This window comes from Paraburkholderia bannensis, assembly GCF_014200455.1.
GTDB classification, from domain to species: domain Bacteria; phylum Pseudomonadota; class Gammaproteobacteria; order Burkholderiales; family Burkholderiaceae; genus Paraburkholderia; species Paraburkholderia bannensis_A.
In genome coordinates this window covers 1-21,280 of the sequence record NZ_JACHBW010000042.1, presented here as the reverse complement: position 1 = coordinate 21,280, position 21,280 = coordinate 1, and the positions used below count along the sequence as shown (strand labels likewise).

The window sequence follows — 21,280 nt, the reverse complement described above, 5'->3', positions numbered from 1 at the left end:
GGCACTCCGCGGTTTCCTCCATCGGGTTTATTCGACGCCTGCCGCCCTGCGTGGAGGCATGCACATTCCTGCGGCCGATGGCAGACATCGAATAAACCTTAACGCCTAGCGACACAGAGTCGGCTGATGCGCCGAGGTTGGCGAACTCGGGCTTTATCGTTGGTCGGTCTCCTCATTAAATATTTAACATAACCAAAGTTATCAAACTTTAATTTTGGGAGTGGTTATGTCAACTGCGACCAACTGAGTCGTCTCCGCAAATCAGACGTTATGTCAATTTTTGGGCGCTGATCAGGTGCTTTCCTTAGTCGCTGGGCTTCCATGCCGACATCCCGATTTCTACCGTGGCATCGATGATTTTGCGCAGCTACGCTTGACCGCTCTCGTCAACGACGCGGAGCGGCCTGATGGATCACTGGCGACTGGCATATCTTGGGATCAGGCAGGTGCCGCGTGAGTTGAGCGAATTCGAGATCAACACATTCTTCACGTTTTCAAAACGCGAACGGGCGCAGATCGATTCGCGGCGCACCGACCTTTACCGTCTGGCCATCGCGCTGCACATTGGCTTTCTGAAAATGACCGGACAGCCGCTTGATTCCTAGAGGCAAATCCCAACCATTCTATGGCGACATATTGGCCAGCAGCTTGATGTCCAGCCGCCGGATGTCGGCACGCTCCCGTCTATCTATGACGGTAACTTCAAGACCCTGTCCGACCACCAGAGTTTTGCGAAGTCTGTGGCGAATTTCCGGTCGATCGCCGAACGTCAGCGCCGGTATGTGATCCGCTGGCTCAAGGAACAGCTCACCGGCCGTCCTGAGCGCGGGCAGCTAATGAGTGATCTGAAGCGCTGGTTTTACGAACATCGTATCGTGATACCTCCAGATCGCAGGCTGAGGCAGTTCGTCATTCAGGCAGTACATGATATCGAGCACTCACTGCACGAGACGCTTGCCCAGGCGCTCGGCATCGACCGGCTCGAGAGTTGGCAGCGTCTTCTGGCTCAGCCGTATGGCGACCACACAAGTCTCCAGCGGTGGCTGTGGGCTGTCCCGCTTCGCGGCTCGATGCACCAGATGAGTGAGGTGCTCGACAAGATCAAGCTGCTCACGATGTATGGGGCGGCGGACTGCTGGCCTGGCGAGTGTAACGACGCGGTCGTACGGCACTACGCGCGACGCTGTGCCAGCCGGCCAGCTTCGATCAGCAAACGGATCGAGCCGCAAGGAAGAAGGCTTGAAGCGGCGTGTTTCATGCGATACAGCCGTTGTACAGCGACCGATCAGGTTCTCACAATGTTGCGTCGGTGGGTCTTGAAAGCCGTCAACGATGCCTCCCGTGACGTGGAGAGCGCGCGATTGAAAGCGGCTGATCAGCTTCGTGAATTCGCTCTCGCCGTAAAGGCGCTCGCGAACGACGAATCGCTCTCGCGCGAAGCGCTCGGCCAAGAGCTTTGCCTGCTGGCAGATCAGGTTCTGCAACCACATGTACCCAGCCGCCGCGGCGAGATTCGGCAGTGTTTACTTCGGAAGCGGTACTGCGCGCGCAATCTGTTGATGAGTGTCGTCCAGTTGCCATTCGAATCGGAATCCGTGCATCCGGTGTTGGATGCGATCATTCTGTTGCGTGGTCTCTACCGGCGTCACGCCTATCTGTTGCCCGACGGCGTGAATATCCGGCTTGGGCGCCCCTGGCGGGAAGCGATCGATGGTTACGACCGTCTGAAGGCAATGGTGGCCTTTGAATGGGCCACGCTCTTTGCGTTGCGTATTGCTCTTCGCAACGGAACGATTTTTGTTGGGCACAGCTTTTCATTCCGGAGTTCGGCACATATGCTGATCACCACGGAAGATTGGCGGACCAAGCGTAACAACCTTTACGGGCATCTTGGGCTACCACAGGACCCTCAGGAATTTCTTTGTCCGGTACTCGCCCATCTCGACCAGCGCCTTGCGCTGCTGGATCGTGCGGTTGATGACGGCAACGTGTGGATCGATACTGCCGTGCATCTCGATCCATTGGAAGCCCAGCCGGAAGACGTCGAAGCCGATCGACTGCGACGAGCTATTTTTGCAGCCCATCCGCCCGGCCAGCTACCAGAGATCATCCTCGAAATTGACAGCGCAACGCGCTTCAGCTGGATCCTGCTTGGGCGCGAGCCTCGATCGCGGGTCGAATTGCTCATGATGTATTCGGCCGTGCTGGCGCATGGGACCTCGCTCTCAGCAGCGGAGATCTCCCGAATGGTCCCGGAGATTTCGCCGGCTGCAATCCGTCAGATGATGAAACGCCTTGAGGATAAGAGAACGCTTCGGCTCGCTGCCGATGCTGTCCTCGAATTCGTGCAGGAGCATCCCGTAGCCGCTCACTGGGGCCGCGCCGATCTGGCGTCTTCCGACACGATGTCGCTGGAGACGACGCGTACCGTCTGGCAGGCGCGTGCCGATCCGCGGCGGCGCACACATCAATCGGGATGTACACGCACGTGCTTGATCGATGGGGTGTCTTTTACGACCAGCCTATTGTGTTAAACGAGCGTCAGGCCGGGGCAGCGATCGAAGGTGTCGTCCGCCAGAGTGCGGCCGGCGACATTGCGCAACTGGCTGTCGACACCCATGGCTACACCGATTTCGCAATGGGCCTGGCACGCGCACTAGGATTCGATCTATGCCCTCGCCTGTCACACCTTCGTGACCGGCGGCTTCATGTGCCCCGACGCCATGAGGTCCCGGCAAGACTCGCTGCGGTTACTGACCGCGACGTGAGGCTCGAACTCATCGCCAACGTATGGGACGAGTTTGTCAGGATCGCTGCATCTATCCGTTCGGGGAAATGTACCGCTGTCGAAGCTCTGACTCGCTTCGGATCAGCGGCGCGTGGGCAGGCCGTATATGAGGGCGGCGTTCACATTGGGCGGCTGTTCAGAAGCATCTTTCTGATCGACTACTTCACCAATGCACCTTTCCGGGCGGAGATGCAGCATGTCTTGAACCGTGGAGAAGCGGTTCACAACGTTCAACGCGCGATCCATATTGGCAAGATACCGATCGAACTTGCACGCCGTCAGGAATCACTATCGGCGGTATCGTCCGCGCTCACACTTCTCTCCAATATCCTGATGGCGTGGAACACCACCCACATGCAACGCGTTCTTGAAGACATTCAGGCGGCCACGGGCGAGCCACTGGCACCTGAACACTTGAGAAGAATCGCGCCGACACATCTGGAGGGAATCAACCTGCGCGGGACGTTCAATTTTCCGGTATCTCGATACGCACACCGAATCCTTCCAAGTCTTGAGAGTGATCCTCACGCTTCGACCGCCAGTCGCCGAGCCTGATGCATAGTTCCAATCGGAAAGCTGCCGGGGGGAGTCAGCAGGTGATTGATTAAAAGAGAAATTTATACGGGGCCGCAAGGCAAAGGCCCACCAGACAACGATGTGTCTAACCGGAAGCGTGCACGAAAATCAAGGAGACACCATCATCGGAAAGCTTCTTCGCTGACTGACCTTTGCGGATGTCGAAGGTCAAGGCGAGGGTGCGGCGGCTTCGTAGCGCCTCTGCCTCCGCGTTGCCTCAAGCGTGATCTGGGAGTGGAAGTGACATTGCGCGCACCAGTTGCCGGACGTTATCTGTCGCGGTCGGGACCACCAGCGATGCCCGCGGGCACATTCCCACTCAAGCTTCGTTTCGTTGTTGGTGTAGACATCTGACAAGCAGATGCCGCCACGTTCGTCCGCGATGGCACGCATGGTCTCCAGCCCACGAGCCTGCCGCTCTGTCCGTCTGCAGGTCGCACACCAGCTCCCCGCGAGTACCTGGGCGCCACGCATTGACCACTCGTGCCCGTGCGCGCACCGGAATCCGTATTCGTGGCGCACACCGGTGTAGTGGCTTGAGAGGCATATGCCGCCCCGATTATTGGCGGCCTGTTGAAGTTCAGCCAGCCCGTGCGGCCGACGCATCCGTTCGACAGAGCACTGCGGGCACCAGGCCTTGCGCATGACCTCGATGCCGGCTACCTCCCATTCGCGGCCCTGGCCACATCGAAACCGGTACTTCGCCATCCGGCCGTTATAGGTATCGGCCAGGCATTCACCCCCACGCTCACGCGCGCGATCCTGAATCGGCTTCAACCCTCCCTGAAGCCGGCGGTCTTCCGCACGCTTGTGCGTCGAGCATCGCGCGCACCAATGTCCATCCAGTATGGACGCAGCCGACGCCTCGAACCCGTGGCCAGCACCACACCGGAATCGGTATTTCGCCGCCTTGCCGCGATAGCGCTTGCTAAGGCATTCGCCCCCCGCAGCACGGGATGTTTCGTAAAGGCGCTCCAGCGTCTGCGCTGTCCAGCAGCGTTCGCATTCCAGCGCGCCACGCTGTCCTCGCAAACGGCGCATCAGGCTGGCGCCCGACTGTGACGACACGTGTCCGTGTGCGCAACGATACCGGTGCTGTTCCTGCACACCCAGCCAGGATCGCTCCAGCAAGGTAAATCCGGCGGCGGCCAGATAGGCTCGCACGTTCGAAAATCGGTCCGCTGCTGATGTCATATGTGCCAGATCATATAGCGGCCGACGTTTTGTGCGAGGTCCAGGCCGCCAGGTGCATCAATAAGATGTGAAAAGCGATTCGCAACCGTTCTCGCGCACGACCTTTTGCTTACGCTTTAGATCCCATACGCCGGGATAAGCTTCCGGAGTGCATTGCATGCTGCCGTCAACGCTCACGTAGCGCCCGTCCGGTGAGATGCGACCAGGCCGCGAATCAAGGTAAGTAAACGACTCCTTGAGTACGCGCGACGAACTCTTCGCCGTGCTATACATTCCAGCAAAATTGGCGACCGGCTCTCTGCTGCCGAGCTTTGCGACCAGGGCCGTGTAGGTGAGTGGGCTGGAGTTCACGACGGCCACCGAGAGATACAGACCACTCGCAACGTTCACATCGGTTACGGTGCCGGCCTTGTCGGGAATGCGCTCGATCTGCACAACGCCACCCGCGCAGCGCGTTACCGACCTGACGCTCACGTACTCGACGTTGCCTAGCGTTACGATCGTCTTGTTCCAGTTAAAAACGGGCGTGGCGTTTTCAAGCTGCGTATTGAGGCGGCATTGCGCTTGGGTGTGATCCGCCTCGGTGATAAGGAGCATTCCAGTCGCCGGGACATACCGGACGGCATCCGGCGTCTGCGCAAACACCGGTAGAGCGACCGCGGCCAGTGCGGCGGCCACCCATGCAAGGGAAGCTGCATGGCATCGCTGCAGTATGTGCACCGTCCAGCGGCGTTCGCATTCCGGCGCGCCACGTTGTCCCCGCAAACGGCGCATCAGACTGGCACCCGGCTGCGACGACACGTGTCCGTGTGCGCAATGACATCGGTGCGGTTCGTGCCCACCAATCCAGGATCGCTCCAGCAAACTAAAGCCGGCCGCTACCCGATAGGCCTGGACCCGTGAAAATCGGTCTGCGCGCGTTGTCATGCCTATTGCATCATTTGCCGAAAGGAAGTGCGATTAATAACGAAGCGGATCGGTAAGGTGAAGCATCTTCATATTGAAAGCTTTTTGAAAACACATTCCGCATTAAATCGGCATGCTTGTCGATAATAATTAGAAAACCGCTTTCTCATGCTGCGCGCAAAGAATGACTTTGATATTATTCGCGAATTAACGGCCGGTATTCGTTTATGGATTGGCAAATTTACCGACAACGCTAATTTCCGGTCAGAATTACTCTATCACCGGACAAAACACGTAGTCCACTTTTTCCATTAACAGGTGGCGACGTTGCATTGACGTCTGAACGGGGAACACCATGGCTTCTGAGATGCTGGACAGCGCGCTGCGCACCGGATACGCGCAACTCGACCGTCTTGCAAAACTCGATACGCCTTTAGGCAAAGACTGGTTGATTCCGCTTTATATCAGGATCAACGCCAGACTCGGTCGCAATTTCGACGTGACGGTCGATGCTGCATCGACATTCGACGATCAGATCAAGCTCAGCGCCTTGATGCTGCGGCCGGTCACGCTGTGGATCAGGCAGTCCGATGGCAATTACCTGCCAATCCACGGCTACGTGCAGCGCGCCCTGCGCCTTGGCAGCGACGGCGGGGTGACGTACTTTCAGCTCCATTTTTCATCGTGGTTGAGCTTTCTCAAACTCAGCAGCGATCGCCGCGACTGGCAGGAAGCAAGCGGTCGCGACATCCTGTCTGATGTGTTCGCGAAGCATCCCCAGGCAAACGGCAGCTTTACTTTTGACCTGCGCTCGCCGATCCGCTCATACTCAAACCGCGTGCAATGGGAGACTGACTGGAATTTCGTCCACCGCAGCATGGAAGAGGTGGGGGTGTTCCCGCGCTTCGACTTTGCGAGCGATGGCAAGTCGCACACGGTAGTGATCGCGGACGATCTTTACTTTGGGCCCCAGCTTCCGCAGAAGGAACTGAAATTCAGCCGCGCCGGCACCAACGAAGAGTTTGACGGGCTGACCCAACTAGGCGAGCAGCAGGAAGTGCAGAGCGCGACGCTCACACTGGCGAGCGTCGACTATAAGCGGCCGGATCTCCCCAAACAGATCAGCATGCCAGCCGCCGACACGGACGAACTGCCAGCACAGGGGGAGGATTACCTCTACGCCGGCTCGCAGAGCTGGGGCGGCTCGGACCAGGGCGAACTGCAGGCGAGAATCAGGACCGAAGAATGGGCTTCGCGCGCAAAACGCTACTTCGCGGTGGGTAGTCCGCGCTATGCGCTTCCGGGTTACTGGTTCACGTTAAGCGGCCATCCTGATTTCGACAGGTTGCCTGAGCAGGATCGCGAGCTGGCGATTATTGCCAGCGACTGGCTGATCCAGAACAACGTACCGGGCATGGAAACGCTCGCGCGATTTCCCAAGAGCCTGCGCGCAGCCGTTGAGCAGGCGAAGACTGCCCGGGGCGGGACAGACGTACATCATGCGGACGGCAGCGTGGGCTTTATCCAGGTGGAAATCGAGGCACAGCGCCGCCTCGTGCCGTTCCGCAGTCCGTTCGAGCACCGCAAGCCCGAAATGCACGTCCAGACCGGTATCGTGGCGACGGCAGAGAACGAAGAAATCACCACCGATGATGGCAATCGCGTCCGGGTATGGATGACCTATAGCCGCAAGGATCGCAACGAAAAGGCATCGGCCTGGATTCGCGCGGCCATGCCGGATGCGGGATCGAAGCGCGGCGGGTATTTCCCGCTACGCAAAGGTGACCAGGTACTCGTTGCGTTCGTAAACGGCGACTGCGATATGCCCGTGGTCATCTCGCGCCTGCATGGCGGCGAAACAATGCCGGTGTGGAACACGAACGGCGTGTTGTCCGGCTTTCGTTCGCGTGAATTTGGCGGCGACGGCTACAACCAGCTGGTGCTTGACGATTCGAGCGGCCAGAACCGCGTTCATCTTTACACGACGAGCTTTGCCTCGCACCTCCATCTGGGGTATCTGGTTGATCATACGGATAACACCCGCGGGTCGTTCCTCGGGCGGGGATTCGACCTGAAATCGGGCGCATATGGCGCAGTGCGTGCAGAGCAGGGGTTGTATGTGTCGACGCAGCCGTCGAGCGCGCAGCCAATGAACGTCTCTGCGGCGACCGGGCAGCTCGCGGCTGCGGAGGCTTTGCTCGACACCGTATCGAAATCGAGCCAGACGAACCAGGCTGAAAGCCTGCAGGACGGCCATGATGCGCTGAAGACATTCACCGATGCGACCCAGCAATCGGTTGCAGGCACAACGTCCAATGGCGGTCGCACGGCAGGTGGCGGCACGGGCAACGCGAATGGCTTCGCGAAGCCTGTGATGCTGCTGTCAAGTCCCGATGGCATCGCCGCCTCGTCGCAGCAATCGGTGCATGTCACCGCGAACAAGCATGTCAATCTTGTTGCAGGCAACGACGTCAACATCGGTGCGGGCAAATCGCTGCTTGCGAGCGTGATGGACAAGATCAGCCTGTTCGCGCAAAACCTTGGAATCAAGGTGTTTGCGGCGAAAGGGCCGGTGAGCATTCAGGCGCAAGGCGGCCCGATCACGATGGCGGGTCTCGACGATGTGACGGTCGAAAGTTCGAATGGCCGCGTCGTCATCACGGCGGCGAAGGAAATCTGGCTCGGTGCGGGCGGGTCGTATATCAGCATCAAGTCGGGGGTGATTGAGAACGTGACGACGGGGCAGATTCTGGAGAAGTGCGCGGACTGGGAAAAGCCGGGGGGAGGGAGTGGAACCGTTCACAACCCGTTACAGGCGAGTCCCGTTTCGACGGATGGCGGACGAGGTTCGCTTTTTTCCGGGTAAGCCGGAAATCGCTAACGCCTGATTGCGTCCAGCAAACAACGCACAGTTGCAAAATATTGAGTCAGCCCCATGAGCACGAATACCCATCCCACGCAGCCCACTAACACACAGCCGTCGGCAGCGGCACCGGCAGCGCAGCCCGTCGATGAGCCGCTGAAAAACTGGGCGTTTCCGTTTACGCCGCTTGACTCGAAGCTGGACGCGAGCGATCCGATGACCTACATGAAAGCGCTGGCATCGGCGGAGGATGGTTTTTTCCCCTTGGGCGCAAGCGGCATGCTCCATGGCGGCATCCATTTCGACCAGAATACGGCCAAATTACTGAATCAGGATGAGGGTGTGAGGGCCATCGCCGATGGCGAGGTGGTCGCTTACAGGTTGGACAGCGCGTATCCCGAGCAGGTCTATCGGGACGGCCGTCATGCGTATTATTCGACCAGTTTCGTGCTGATCCGTCACAAGCTGGCCCTACCGCCGCTCCCGACCCGAGCTGCCGCGTCTACAAGTCAGGGCCAAACGGCCGCGCAACCGGCCTCGGGCTCTCAAGGTGCGTCTGCGCCGCAAGCAGCGTCGTCGGCTCAACCCGGAAGTACTCCCGCTGCGCAGCCACCAAAGCAGGCAGCGCCGGATGAAACGCTGACCTTCTTCAGCCTCTACATGCACCTGACGGACTATGCGACCTATCAGGCCGCACAGACCAAAGAAGGCGTGACGGGCATCGATACAAAAAAGCTTAACCTCGCGTCCATGCCCTATTGGCAGGGTGACCGCTATTACCGGGTTGGGGATAAGGCCCAGGACAAGCAGGCGGTGCCGAAGCGCCAAAAGCCGACACCTGCGCCATCGCCGGCTTACGATCCGCTCGGCGCGTTTATTGAAGATAACTACACCGTTCCGCCGTCGCCGGTTGATGACGAACCGCCCCCGCCGCCGCCCGTCGTCGGCCTGCGCATTTGCATCACTCCGAACGGGAAAATGATTGGGGTGCTGCCCAAAGGGGCAGAACTCATTGCGTCCGACAACGAGACACATCCAGGCTGGGTGAAGATCAAGTCGCTTAAAAGCGGGCAGCCCGTCGCAGCCATGGTCGGAAAGACGGTTGACGCCCATGCCCCATGGAGCTGGGTTCCGCTAGCCGGGCTCGACCTGGTTGTTGATCCCCAGCCTCGCGATACGGTGGTCGTCCTGAAAAATCCTTATCCGGTGAAAGCCGGGGACATAGTTGGGGAACCCGGCCACTATTTGCGTTATACGGATGCGAAGGTCATCAAGGGCGCAACGGTACGTTCGCTTGCGCATCTTGAAGTGTTCGCCGGTCAGGAACTAAAGGCGTTCATCGACAAAAGCCGGCAGCGCGCGACTGAGGCCCGGAACGCTGAACACCAGGCAAAAGACGGACGGGATCTTCCCGGTGCGAAGACGCTAATGGAAGTCTCGCCTGGCGCGCTTCTCGTTACTAGTATTCCGGAATGTGATCAAAAGGTGCAGCCTCCCGCTGGTGGATTGAAGCTGGCGCCGGTGGCTCCAGCGCGTGGCTGTCGTTGGATCCTCGTGCAGCCCCAGGAAAAGAAAACCAGTGGCGGCCATCATCCGCACGTGACATTCAAGAACGTGGGCACAAAGATCTGGGTCGATGCAAAACTCGCCAATACGACGACCGCCGATTTAATTCTCGGTTGGACGAATTTTCCGCTGAGTCTTTCCAAGGTCAAAGGCCCGGGAGCGGACTTTCGCGAGGTGTTCCGTCGCACCGACCTTGACAAGCTCGGTGCCGATAACATCGCCCTGGACGAAAACGGCACTCGCTGGTGGAACATCACGCTCGCGAGCAAGGATGGTTCGCAGCGACAAGGGTGGGTTTGCGAGAAGGACCATCCGTTGGCGCGAATGTGCGGACCGTGGGACTGGCCGGGCTTTGAGCTGGTCGACAATACTGGCTTCAAACCGGTCGAAATGTTGAAGCGCTACCTATACGCGACTGACCAGTACTTGCCCGGAGAGAGCAAGTCAGACTTTGAGCCGAGCGCGCTTGCGGTGAACGCAGGGGAGCTGATTGTAAAGCTCGAGAATGCTGTCGATTCCAACCACGATGGCAAGGTAACGGCACAAGAACTGCGACACGCACAGGAAACGCCGTGGATTGCGGAGGCAGTTTCACATTTGATCGTGCGTTCGGAGACAGAGTGGGGCGGAGGCCTAGGGAAATGGGAGGAAGTAAGTCCATTGATGAAGAAGTTGCTATGGCTCTGGCAGGCGGAAATAGATCGAATCGGCAAACTGCAATGGTGGGAGAAGGCGGCAAGCATCCAAGCATTTCCAAAGGATGCCAAGCCGTGGCATTTGCATCCGATCGCTCTGGTCGGGAATTTTACGACCTGCACATCGCACCCGGTTATTACTATTAAAGGTGAGCCGGTCGAGCTTCAGTTCTTGCTGAAATCCAATGGCGTACCTATCAATGATCAGGATTACGCCAGCGCTGCGGCCGAGTTAGGTTGCGAGCCCCGCGCTATTAAGGCCGTTGCGAAGACGGAAACAGGCTCTTCCGGTCCGTATTTCAGACCAGGTCAGGATTTGGCCTCAGAAGACGATCCGGTACCCGCTATTCTTTTTGAGCGCCATTTGTTCCATAGGGAAACTCAAGGTAGATATGATCAATCCCACCCTCGAATTTCAGATCCGACACAGGGTGGCTACGGGTTGAAGAAAATTCAGTATGAAAAACTGATGGAGGCATACGAGCTTGATCCAGAAGCGGCTCTGCGCTCTGCGTCTTGGGGGCGATTCCAGATATTAGGCAGTAACTCCTCGGCTGCCGGTTTCGAAAGTGTGAATGACTATGTGGAAGCCGTTAGCGAATCTGAGGCAAACCAGCTTCGTGCGTTTACGTCGTTTATCAAGTCGGATCCAGTTTTGCATAGCGCAATTGTAAGCAAGAATTGGCATGCCTTTGCGATTCGATATAATGGTAAGAAGCAAAATGGTTACGATACTAGAATCGCGGCCAACTACAATGAATTGGGTTGATAATGAAATTATCCAAAAAAATTTTATTTTTTCTGTGTTCTTCGGCTGCTGTGTGCAATTCCGTCGATGCTGCGCCTTCACTGTGTAAGCCTGCGGAATCAGTAGTTTTCTCTTGTTTAACTAAGACTTCTAAGATAATTTCACTGTGTCTGGATGAGCGCCGCAATGAAATTTCTTATCGATATGGAAGAAAAGATAGTATAGAAATTTCACACACTGCAGAAGAAAACTCGAAAAATGGGTTTTTCTATAATCACTATACTCGACCGAGCGTTGAATACAGCAGAATCGGTTTCGTAACCTCAGGTTACGAATATTCTGTGTTCAGAAATTACGATGCAACCGAAGCGGCTTCGCCTCGCTATGGAGTGGCCGTATCCAAAGATGGGGACGAGAAAGCACAGGTCGCATGTGGATCACAAGTGGTCGATCATATGTCTCGAATGATCAGTAAGCTGAAATGTGATGAAAGCAGTGCGCTCGGGTGTTTCTGAACTTTGAAGGTTAGATATTTTGCGCTCCGGATCTCCATACATTCTTGCCTCAATGCGCTCGAGACTAGTACGCCGGATGCCTGCAGCTCCAATCCTGCTTGCATACTTCCGTCGATGAGATCGCGACTTGAAGCGCTAGCTACTGCAATGCGTTCGGACTGACCGCGCCGAGAAATGCCGCGTCGAGCACGGAGGCGAAACTCGACGAATCTTCATATCGCGGTTGAGTCACAAATTTGGTTATCGGGAATTGCTATTAATTTTGAGTCGGAAGCGGATGATAAATTTGATTCGAATCGGCGATAGTACCGATCACAATGGAAGAGTCGAGACCGGATCGACGAGTATGCGCGTCGAGGGTCGCTACGTTGCACGTAAGGGAGATTGCGTCTCTTGTCCACAGCACCCCGACGTGTCGCCCAATTTAATCGAGGAAGGCGATGAAGCGATGAAAGACGGCGGCATTCCGATCGCGCGACATGGACACCGTGCAACGTGCGGCTGCCATCTCATCTCAAGCCTCATATAACTCGAGGGGATTTAATTTCGGCGCGATTCTCCGGTTAGCCCGCGCTAGACAGGCCACGAGACAAGGGCACGCCAGTCATAAGCCTGTCTAACCGGAGAAGTGCACGAAACTCAACGGGACCCCGGCATAAAGGTACGCATTGAAATTGCTGGAGGTAAATAAATGAGAAAAATAATTTTTTTATCGATTCTATTTCTTGTGTCGCAGTCTTCATTTTCGAAGCCGTGCGATGCGCAGACAAACAACGATCTTGAGCGCTGTGCACAGGCAGGGTACGAGTCGTCCGATAAACAACTCAATTCGAGCTATGCGGATCTACTGAAGAAATTGCCCGAGGTTGACCGGAAAAATCTGATTGTGACCCAGCGGGCGTGGATCGGGTTTAAAGAAAAATATTGTCAGTCCCAGTTTGACAGCATCAGACCTGGCGAAGAAGCAGGCATCGACAAATGGACTTGCTTGGATACCATCACAGAATCCAGGGCAAAGGAAATAGGATATCTAGCGGGTGTTTCAGGAATGGAGGAGTTTCGACGATCGCTTAAGCTTATGGCCAACCTTTACGAGCATGGTGATACGGAAAAGGTGATCTCAAAGCTTCTGACGTATAACGCTCAAAGAAATGATCAGAATTGGATAAACTACGTCAACTTGGATTGTCGAATGACTAACTCGAGGCTTAGTGAAGAACACAATGCCTGTGTAGCCCGTCTTAATTTTTATAGAGATTGGTGATCGTTGCCGCTTACATTCTATGATGGACGACGGCGATCTACACGCCTCGTCCACTATTCGTCGAGCTAACACACGATTGCAAGCCTCGCGGGTAGCAAGTCGTCACGCGGAGGAAAGACTTGACCTTGTGTAGGCGCGCCGGACCGGAAACTTGTATCACGGGAACGCGTATCAACGGGCGGCGAACACAACGCCCTATGCTTCGACGGCTACGCTCATATACTTGCTCAATCAGGTCGCATAGGAGATGGGGTGAGTTTGAAAGTCAAGTTTATTAAGCAGAATCTTTTTCTTCTGCTTCTTTTGATTACCCAAGAGGCTTTCGCAGAAGCTAGCGTTCATTCTCTGGGTGTTCCAGCCATAAAGGCCCAAACGCCCTACGGAAAAGTTCGTCAAATCATGCTCAAGCACGGATGGAATCCTTATCATGGCTCGAATGTGTTGCCTTGCAGTCAGGATGACGTAAGGTGTCAGGGGCGACCGGAAATGCAAGCTTGCTCCGACGCTGACCGAGGGCAATGTACGTGGCTTTGGAAGAAGAATGGAAAGATTATTGTTATAAATACGCAGGACGATGATCTGTTCCAGAGAGTTACCCAATTCCACGGAAAGTAACCACTTCAGTGGTCTGGAAATTCAAGCTTTCGACTACCGGCTCTCAAGTCAAATGATAGATTTTATTCGCATTGGTGATCAGATGGATCATGGTGGCAACGTAGAAACCGGATCATCCAGCATGCTCTTTGATGGTCGCTACGTTGCCAGGAAGGGCGATCGAGTTTCATGTTCCAAGCATCCAGAGGTGACACCGAATTTCATCGAGGATGGCGATACCTCGATGAAAGACGATGGGATTCCGATCGCACGACATGGACATCGTGTGACGTGCGGCTGCCACCTCATTTCGAGCCTCGTTTAAAGCGTGGAGCTTGCCGATATCTTGCCTGCGGCGTCGCGAATCCAAATGACCTAAACGATGCGTATTAGCCATTACTTACTGGCTATCCTTTCCATTTCGCTATGTGCGGGCGATGCCTACGGCGCAACACTACCGGATAGTTTGATCGGTAAATGGCGGGTCGAGGAAGTCCATCTCAATACTGAGTCGGGACGTCCGACTCAGTACATCTGGAATGATCCACGCCTTAAAGGCCGCATCTTTGATTTCTCGCGCGTTGGTGTTACCGACGATGCATCGAATGATATGGATCGTTGTGCAGATCCGGAGGTGCGATACATCGATACCTCGCTCAAGGAGCTAATGCTCCGCAGCGTTGGCGGCTACGATGATAAGCATTCAGCGGACGCGAATCCGGTTCGCGACTACAAACTCAATTTCAACGGTGAGCAACATGTCCGGGCTATCAGTCTCACCTGTTCAAATGGCCTTTGGCAGGGCGATCTAGGAATATCGAATGGCGCGCCCGGTAACACTGCTGTATCCGGTGCCTGGATTGTTCCAGACGGCGATCAAAAACTGTTTATGCGTTGGCGAGACGAATCTATCCTTGTACTTGAAAGGATTTCCGGAAGTTCGGCAATCAAAGCATCGTTCCAGTGTGATCGAGCGACGTCGGCCACTGAGCGCGCGATCTGTGGCTCATATCAACTGGCCGCTTTCGACGAAAGTGTTGCTGCGTCATATAAACTGGCCCTGGCACACGCGAGAGACTTAGGCTCACAGCAAGCGGCAGATCTCAATCACAGCCAGCGTCATTGGATGCAACAGCGTGATGCCTGCGGCTCCAATCCTGCCTGCATACTTGCGTCGATGAGATCGCGACTTGAGGCGCTAGCTACTGCAATGCGTTCGGACTGACCGCGCTGAGAAATCAGTCATAAGCCTGTCTAACCGGAAAAGTACGCAAAACTCAATGGGACCCAGAAAGCCGTGCGAATTGCTCCTCGCCTGATGTTATTTAACATAATCTTAATGACCGCATTTTATGTGTTATTTCACCGAAAATGATACTTTAATTCGCCTAACGTCGCCAAAAGTCGCAATTTCTATCCAGATTGCATGGATTCCGGATTTTTCCGAATCCGTGAAGTGTGGTTACGTCAGGCTTGTGCCCGATGACTCTCCGCAGCCGATGAGGGGGCAGGATCTCGCGTGCTTCGACGGCAAGACCTGGAAACGCCTGGATCATCCCGACAACCTACCGGTGGGCCCTTGAGGACGGAGCGATGTCGCACAACGAGATTACGGATCAGATCTTTGCGAGGATCGGATGTTGCGGCATGGCACGACTCCGCTTAGGCGAAAGCGTTGCCGGAATGACTGGGCGCGATATCTCTGCCGGGGAGCGCAGGCAAACGTGGATTCTTGATGATGGACGCGCGATAGAAGTCACGTGGAACGAAGGCCGTGGAGTGGCGGCTATCGGCGTGCGGGCCCCTGTTTACCGATGTCCGGCACCGGATACAGATCGGCGTCCGCTTAGTTGTTGAAAGTCGAATTGCCGCTGCGCATCGTAATCAGGAACATGATGTCGACGAAGAGCAGAAACACGGTGGTGACATGCAGGACAATTGCGGTCCAGGGGCGCTCCGCGCGGTAGGCTGCGCGCACGAAAAAGAAGTATGCGATCAGCCAAAATGGCGTGGCGACAAGTGTAAAGAAGAGCAAAAGGATGGCCATTAGGCGTATTCCTCATCCTCATCATTGATCGTCGTGAAGCATGGAATTCGTTTCTCCCAGGTTAGTGCAGAGTACGCCCGAAACAAGCTTGTTCGTCTCATTGTCGATTGCGGTGTAGTGCACACCAGTTTTTTCATTCCAGTCGCATACTCCTGGTGCTGGGCCGCCAATCTTCACGTCGTGGATGGGATAGGCTCGCAGTGCGTACTCGGCGCTGCTGTTCGATACGCAGGCCGAGAGGGCGGTGCAGCTCGTGATCAATAGCGCGGCTCGAAGCAATCCAGTCTCCTTTGAAAAACACGAATCCTTTGAACAGTCGCGGTGATCGCGACGATCATTATAGTTTATAGAGACTTCGATTATGTTTCGGCAAACTCACCGCGGTGGCTGTCGAACGTTCGATGCGAGGCCCGATGAACAACGCCGCGATAGATCGACAGAGCGCCCCCTTGCGCGAGTTTCGATGCACGACCGAGGCTTAATCGAAGAGAGCTTGCTCAAACGGAAGACGTTCATATACAAACTTCTATTGGCAACTTGAAACAGCTGCCGCTGAACCTGCATTAACTTAAACCAACCAGCCCCCCACGATTCCGGGGGCGGTTCACCGTCGACAATGTCGAACACATTGAGAGCCAGTCGCTCTTTGGGCGTGCCGTAGTGGGATCCGGTGCAAATAGGGTCGGCGAATAGGTTAGAGTTGTCGGGATAAATTGAACTGATGACCCGCGATGAGCAAGCTAAAGAGTCTGGAGAAGTAGTTCGGCGGACGCTATTGTCATCGGGAGATCATCATTCTGTGCGTTCGCTGGTACCTGCGCTACAACCTCAGCCTACGCGATCTGGTCGAGATGTTGGCCGAGCGGGGTTTGTCGCTGGCTCACACCACGATCATGCGCTGGGTGAGGCGTTATACGCCCGAGTTCGTCAAACGCTGGAACCACTTCGCAATGCCTGCGGGGCGCTCGTGGCGCGTCGATGAGACCTAACTGAAGGTTTGTTGCAAGTGGGTCTACCGGTACCGGGCAGTCGATCGGGCTGGCTAGACGGCGGACTTCCTGCTCAGGGCAAGGCGCGACGTGGCCGCCGCCAAAGCCTTTTTCAGCAAGGCCATCAGGCATCAGGGCCGGTCGCCAGAGACTATCACGCTCGATGGTTATGCCGCCTCGCACCGCGCGGTGCGGGAGATGAAGGCCGACGGCCTTCTGCCTGAAAACACGAAGGTCCCGTCTTCGAGATATCTGAATAACCTGATAAAGCAGGGCCACCGCCAAATCAAATCCAAAAAAAATGTGATGCTCGGCTTCAAACGGATAAGGAGCGCTGCGGCCACGATTTCAGGCATCAAGTTGACGCATCGCATTCGCAAGGGCTAGTTCGATCTCGCGAGGCTCGGCCTCAGAGATGCATCGGCGCCTGATGTATGGAATGCTATCCTCTCTGATCGATAAGCTATCCTGCTTATAAGAAACTTCTCACCGAACTTACTAGTTGCACCAGAACCGTCTGTGATCAGACTTTTCGGTGAATACCCGATAGCATATTAAATGTAAGGTTCCCTTCATCTCAAGGTCTCAATTCGAATCCAAATTGATGGGCGTAATCGTTTACCGTTCCCCCAACGCACGTCAATGAGGCAAATAAGATGAACGAGTCACGGAAGTGGAGTGGAGTGAGCGCTGCATTTGGCGCGAGTGTTGTGGCGCTTGCCAGCCTGCATGCTCCTGTGGCGCAGGCTGACAAACCGCACGATGTGAAGCATGTACTTCTCATCAGCTTCGACGGCTTGCACGAACAGGATGTCGCTCGCTGTATTGGCGGCAATACCTGCCCGAATCTCGCGCAGCTCGCGATGTCGGGCGTGACATACACGAACGCGCACACCCCGGGCCTCTCCGACTCGTTCCCGGGCCTCGCCGCGCTGGTGACGGGCGGATCGCCGAAGACCACAGGCCTCTTCTATGACGTGTCATATGACCGAACCCTCTACCAGCCGACCAAGAACTGCACAGGCGCGCAGGGATGGAACGTCGTCTTCGACGAAACTGCCGGGAAAGACGGCTTTAACGGTGGCGCGCTAGTCCACCTCGACGGCGGCGGCGATTTCAATCCCCAGGCGATTCCGGATGCGTTGATCAACGGCGTCTGCACGCACGTCTTTCCGCACGACTACATCAAGACAAACACCATTTTCGAAGTCGTGAAGCAGCACATTGCCAATGCGCGCACCGCCTGGGCCGACAAGCACGCGTGGGGCTATGACTGGCTGAATGGGCCGTCCGGCAAGGGCGTCGACGATCTCGCTCGCACCGAGATCAACTCGCTCGATCCGAGCACTCCCCCGCCCATGTCCGACTACACCGACTTTTACACGCACACCGAACAGTTCGATGACTTTCACGTTCAGATAATCCTCAATCAGATAGACGGCAAAGACTCGACGGGAAAGAGCGCACCGGTCCCGACGCTATTCGGCACGAATTTCCAGACCTTGAGCGTGGCGCAAAAGGCGCCGGTTGCCACGAAGGGCGGCGGTTACCTGGACGCGAGCTTCACGCCGGGACCGGACGTTGCGGGCGCGATCAAGTATCTGGATAACTCCCTAGGCAAGATCGTGTCGGAGTTGAAGCAGAAGAACCTCTACTCGTCGACCCTGATCATCGTGACGGCGAAGCACGGCCAGTCGCCGACTGATCAAACGAAGCTTGTCAAGAATGGCGATACGCTGTCGGCACTTCTCCAGGCCAAGAACTATCTGGACTCGAGTGGCAACTACGGCCAGAACAACAATACGGGTCCCCTGAACGACGGTGAGGGGTTCACCGGGACGGGCTTCGTGCAAACCGATGACGTCGGTCTGATCTGGCTGCGTGACCAGAGCCAGGCGAAGACAGTCGTGGCGACGCTGAACGCAAACAACCACTGTACTACGACGGGCATCTGCACGGACGGTCCGCAGGCGTACATTCTCTCCGGCGACAGCGTCGCGGACCGGTTCGGGGATCCTGCACACGGCCGCACGCCGGACATCATCGTACAGCCGAACCCAGGCGTGATCTATACGAAAAGCACGAAGAAGGATGAAGAGCATGGCGGCAACGCGCCCGACGATAACCATCTGGGTCTCATCGTGTCGCTCCCGGGACTCCATCACCCCGGCCGCAAGGTCGACGACTATGTCCTGACGACACAGGTCGCACCGACCATCCTCCGCGCGCTGGGCCTCAATCCGCACCTGCTGCACTCGGTTGATGCGGAACACACTCATGCGCTGCCGGACCTTGGTATCGAGCGCAACGACTGACTTGCATTAGAACCTGCTCGTCGCAGCATCACAGCGTACGCGGCCCCCCGGACGTCGCGTACGCTGCATCCCATCGCGGCGCCATGCCGCATTTGGCGAACTACCCGCTCCTCCGGCTCCCTGAGGTGAGCGCGCAATGTGAGGCGCGTGCACGCTGCCGCGCCAAAGCAGTGCACCTTTAATGCACAAGGTGCCGGATCGCGCATACCCAATTCGCCGCTGGGGCGTAGGTGCCTGGGCAATCCATCTTGAAGTTCGCTAACGTAGGACGTAATAAAGATGTCACCGGCGCGGCGCCTAAGAAACGGCGCTCTCCGTCGTCGAAGCGACAGTTTTATTTCCACACCGAGCGCATTAAGAAAGTCACTTCGCCTCAGTCCGCATTAAATTCGACACTTCACATCGCCGCGAGGATCGCCGAAGGTTATGAGGCTTGGTCTGCACGGAAGCAGTTTCGTGAAAAAACGCAGCTATATCGCTAACACCGGTTAGCGACTGGGCCGCACTTTTGCGGCGATGTCGACCAGTGCACGCCGCCGTGAGTGGCCGTTCTTGGACGCTGCGTCAGGCGCCAGCCGTTAAGACAGTATGACTTTCCGTGAGGCAAAGGCTGGCCCGCCGTGAGGGAATCTAACGCGGGTTAGCATTGCCAGAGCCGCATGGTGTGCATAGCGCGACACCTCGGCGATTTCCGGCACGGAGGCCAGCATGGAAAACGATAGCACGGTGTACGTCGGCCTGGACGTTCACAAGGATTCGATCACCGTCGCCTATGCTCCCGGCGCGGGCGAGGTCGAACTGCTCGGCAAGATCGGTACGACGAAGACGGATATCGATCGTCTGTGCAAACGTCTTCAATCGAAAGCGCGCCATCTACGTGTCGTCTACGAGGCAGGACCATGTGGCTACGGCCTTTACCGGCAACTGCTCCAGAAGGGTTTCGACTGCATGGTGTGCGCACCGTCGTTGATTCCCAGAAAGCCCGGCGAGCGCGTCAAGACGGATCGGCGCGATGCGGTCAAGCTCGTACGCTCCCTACGGGCTGGGGACCTGTCAGAGGTACACGTGCCGACCGTCGAGGACGAGGCGTTCCGTGACCTGGCCCGTGCATGGATGACGGCCAAGGATGATTTGAGGCAGGCGCGGCAACGGCTTAAATCGTTTCTGCTGACACACGACGTACGCTATGTCGGTCATGCCGACTGGGGACCTGCTCACCGGCGCTGGGTAAGTCAGTATGCGTTTGTCAGCGAGTGGCAGCAATTCGCATTTGAGGAACTGCGGCGTACGATTGAGGACCGGCTCGCACAATGCCAGCGCGTTGAAGCCGCCTTGCGGGAGGCGGTGACGACCTGGCGATTTTATCCGGCCGTCCTGGGCCTGCAGGCCATGCGTGGTGTGCAGTTCACCACGGCCGTTGGAATGCTCGCCGAACTCGGAGATTTGTCCCGCTTTGACCATCCGCGCCAATTGATGGCATGGCTCGGCGTCACCCCGTCAGAACACTCATCGGGTGACAAGCGACGGCGGGGAAGCATCACCAAGACCGGCAACGGCTATGCAAGAAAGCTGCTCGTGGAAGCTGCGTGGAGCTACCGGCACCCTGCGCGTGTAAGCGCCGACATCCAGCGTCGGCACGAAGGCATCCCAAAGGCCATCATTGATCGCGCCTGGGACGCGCAGATTCGACTGTGTCGCCGATACCGGAGGCTGGCCGCGCGTGGCAAGAATGCCAATACTACGGTCGTAGCCATCGCCCGTGAACTGTCAGGTTTCATCTGGGACATCGGACGCCTGGCGATGTCGCTCGCGTTGCCTCGTACCACAGAGGCAACTTGATTAGAAAAGACCACGGCACTCCCCCATGCTCCACGAGTTTCTTGAAGGCGGCGTAGCCCGGTTACACGAGTAACCCGCGGCATAATCCGGCAACGGATATCACCCGATTTGCGGCTTAAGAATGCGGCAGGCTCATGAGACGGTCCACTGTAATGCGGTAACCAACCCGCGGATATCAGGATGATTCACCGTCGAGATTTACTGCTACGCCGCCCTCAGGGAATTCATTTGAGCATAAGAAACATACAAACCATATGTTCCGATTGACACGGAAAGTCATATCAGGTTATTCGATGTCTGCCATCGGCCGCAGGAATGTGCATGCCTCCACGCAGGGCGGCAGGCGTCGAATAAACCCGATGGAGGAAACCGCGGAGTGCC

General features: G+C 56.5%; 13 protein-coding genes and 2 pseudogenes. 11 read left to right on the top strand and 4 right to left on the bottom strand.

The genetic code is table 11. The annotated features are described in order from the left end of the window. The first annotated feature begins 407 nt into the window (after positions 1–407). Positions 408–3,343 (top strand): annotated as a pseudogene (locus F4827_RS34230) (Tn3 family transposase). A 189-nt stretch (positions 3,344–3,532) separates the two neighbouring features. On the opposite strand, the gene F4827_RS34225 reads toward F4827_RS34230, so the two are convergent. Beyond that, entirely contained in the window at positions 3,533–4,528 is a 996-nt protein-coding gene (locus tag F4827_RS34225) for a hypothetical protein (RefSeq protein WP_311675251.1), read from the bottom strand. An 87-nt stretch (positions 4,529–4,615) separates the two neighbouring features. After that, on the bottom strand, positions 4,616–5,155 hold the full coding sequence (locus F4827_RS34220; RefSeq protein ID WP_183733476.1) for a hypothetical protein: 540 nt from the start codon (positions 5,153–5,155) through the stop codon (positions 4,616–4,618). A 664-nt stretch (positions 5,156–5,819) separates the two neighbouring features. Here F4827_RS34220 and F4827_RS34215 point away from each other — a divergent pair. The 5 genes from F4827_RS34215 (at position 5,820) to F4827_RS34195 (ending at position 13,115) form a co-directional block, all read left to right on the top strand. Next, complete coding sequence (locus tag F4827_RS34215; RefSeq protein ID WP_183733473.1) at positions 5,820–8,330, top strand: type VI secretion system Vgr family protein; 2,511 nt, start codon at positions 5,820–5,822, stop codon at positions 8,328–8,330. Between the two features lie 69 nt (positions 8,331–8,399). Further along, positions 8,400–11,357: an N-acetylmuramidase family protein gene (locus F4827_RS34210; protein ID WP_183733470.1), complete on the top strand. Its 2,958-nt coding sequence runs from the start codon at positions 8,400–8,402 to the stop codon at positions 11,355–11,357. A gap of 2 nt (positions 11,358–11,359) precedes the next feature. Next, entirely contained in the window at positions 11,360–11,851 is a 492-nt protein-coding gene (locus F4827_RS34205; protein WP_183733467.1) for a hypothetical protein, read from the top strand. 277 nt (positions 11,852–12,128) lie between these two features. Then, positions 12,129–12,380: a PAAR domain-containing protein gene (locus F4827_RS34200; RefSeq protein WP_183733464.1), complete on the top strand. Its 252-nt coding sequence runs from the start codon at positions 12,129–12,131 to the stop codon at positions 12,378–12,380. A gap of 162 nt (positions 12,381–12,542) precedes the next feature. Further along, a complete protein-coding gene (locus F4827_RS34195; RefSeq protein ID WP_183733461.1) occupies positions 12,543–13,115 on the top strand; it encodes a lysozyme inhibitor LprI family protein in 573 nt (190 codons plus the stop codon). 231 nt (positions 13,116–13,346) lie between these two features. Here the strand turns inward: F4827_RS34195 and F4827_RS34190 are convergent, their stop codons facing one another. Continuing rightward, positions 13,347–13,721 (bottom strand): hypothetical protein, encoded by a 375-nt coding sequence (locus F4827_RS34190; RefSeq protein WP_183733459.1) that lies wholly within the window; start codon positions 13,719–13,721, stop codon positions 13,347–13,349. Positions 13,722–13,782: 61 nt separating this feature from the next. On the opposite strand from F4827_RS34190, the gene F4827_RS34185 reads away from it, so the two are divergent. Continuing rightward, positions 13,783–14,034 (top strand): PAAR domain-containing protein, encoded by a 252-nt coding sequence (locus F4827_RS34185; protein WP_183733456.1) that lies wholly within the window; start codon positions 13,783–13,785, stop codon positions 14,032–14,034. Between the two features lie 57 nt (positions 14,035–14,091). Beyond that, entirely contained in the window at positions 14,092–14,934 is an 843-nt protein-coding gene (locus tag F4827_RS34180) for a lysozyme inhibitor LprI family protein (RefSeq protein WP_183733454.1), read from the top strand. Between the two features lie 621 nt (positions 14,935–15,555). On the opposite strand, the gene F4827_RS34175 is transcribed toward F4827_RS34180, so the two are convergent. Next, on the bottom strand, positions 15,556–15,756 hold the full coding sequence (locus F4827_RS34175) for a hypothetical protein (protein WP_183733451.1): 201 nt from the start codon (positions 15,754–15,756) through the stop codon (positions 15,556–15,558). Between the two features lie 788 nt (positions 15,757–16,544). Between F4827_RS34175 and F4827_RS34170 the strand changes: the two are divergent. From F4827_RS34170 to F4827_RS34160, 3 genes and pseudogenes are all read left to right on the top strand, one after another. After that, positions 16,545–17,207 (top strand): annotated as a pseudogene (locus F4827_RS34170) (IS6 family transposase). Positions 17,208–17,401: 194 nt separating this feature from the next. After that, entirely contained in the window at positions 17,402–19,060 is a 1,659-nt protein-coding gene (locus F4827_RS34165; protein ID WP_183733448.1) for an alkaline phosphatase family protein, read from the top strand. A gap of 708 nt (positions 19,061–19,768) precedes the next feature. Next, a complete protein-coding gene (locus tag F4827_RS34160) occupies positions 19,769–20,899 on the top strand; it encodes an IS110 family transposase (RefSeq protein WP_183733445.1) in 1,131 nt (376 codons plus the stop codon). Positions 20,900–21,280: the final 381 nt, after the last annotated feature.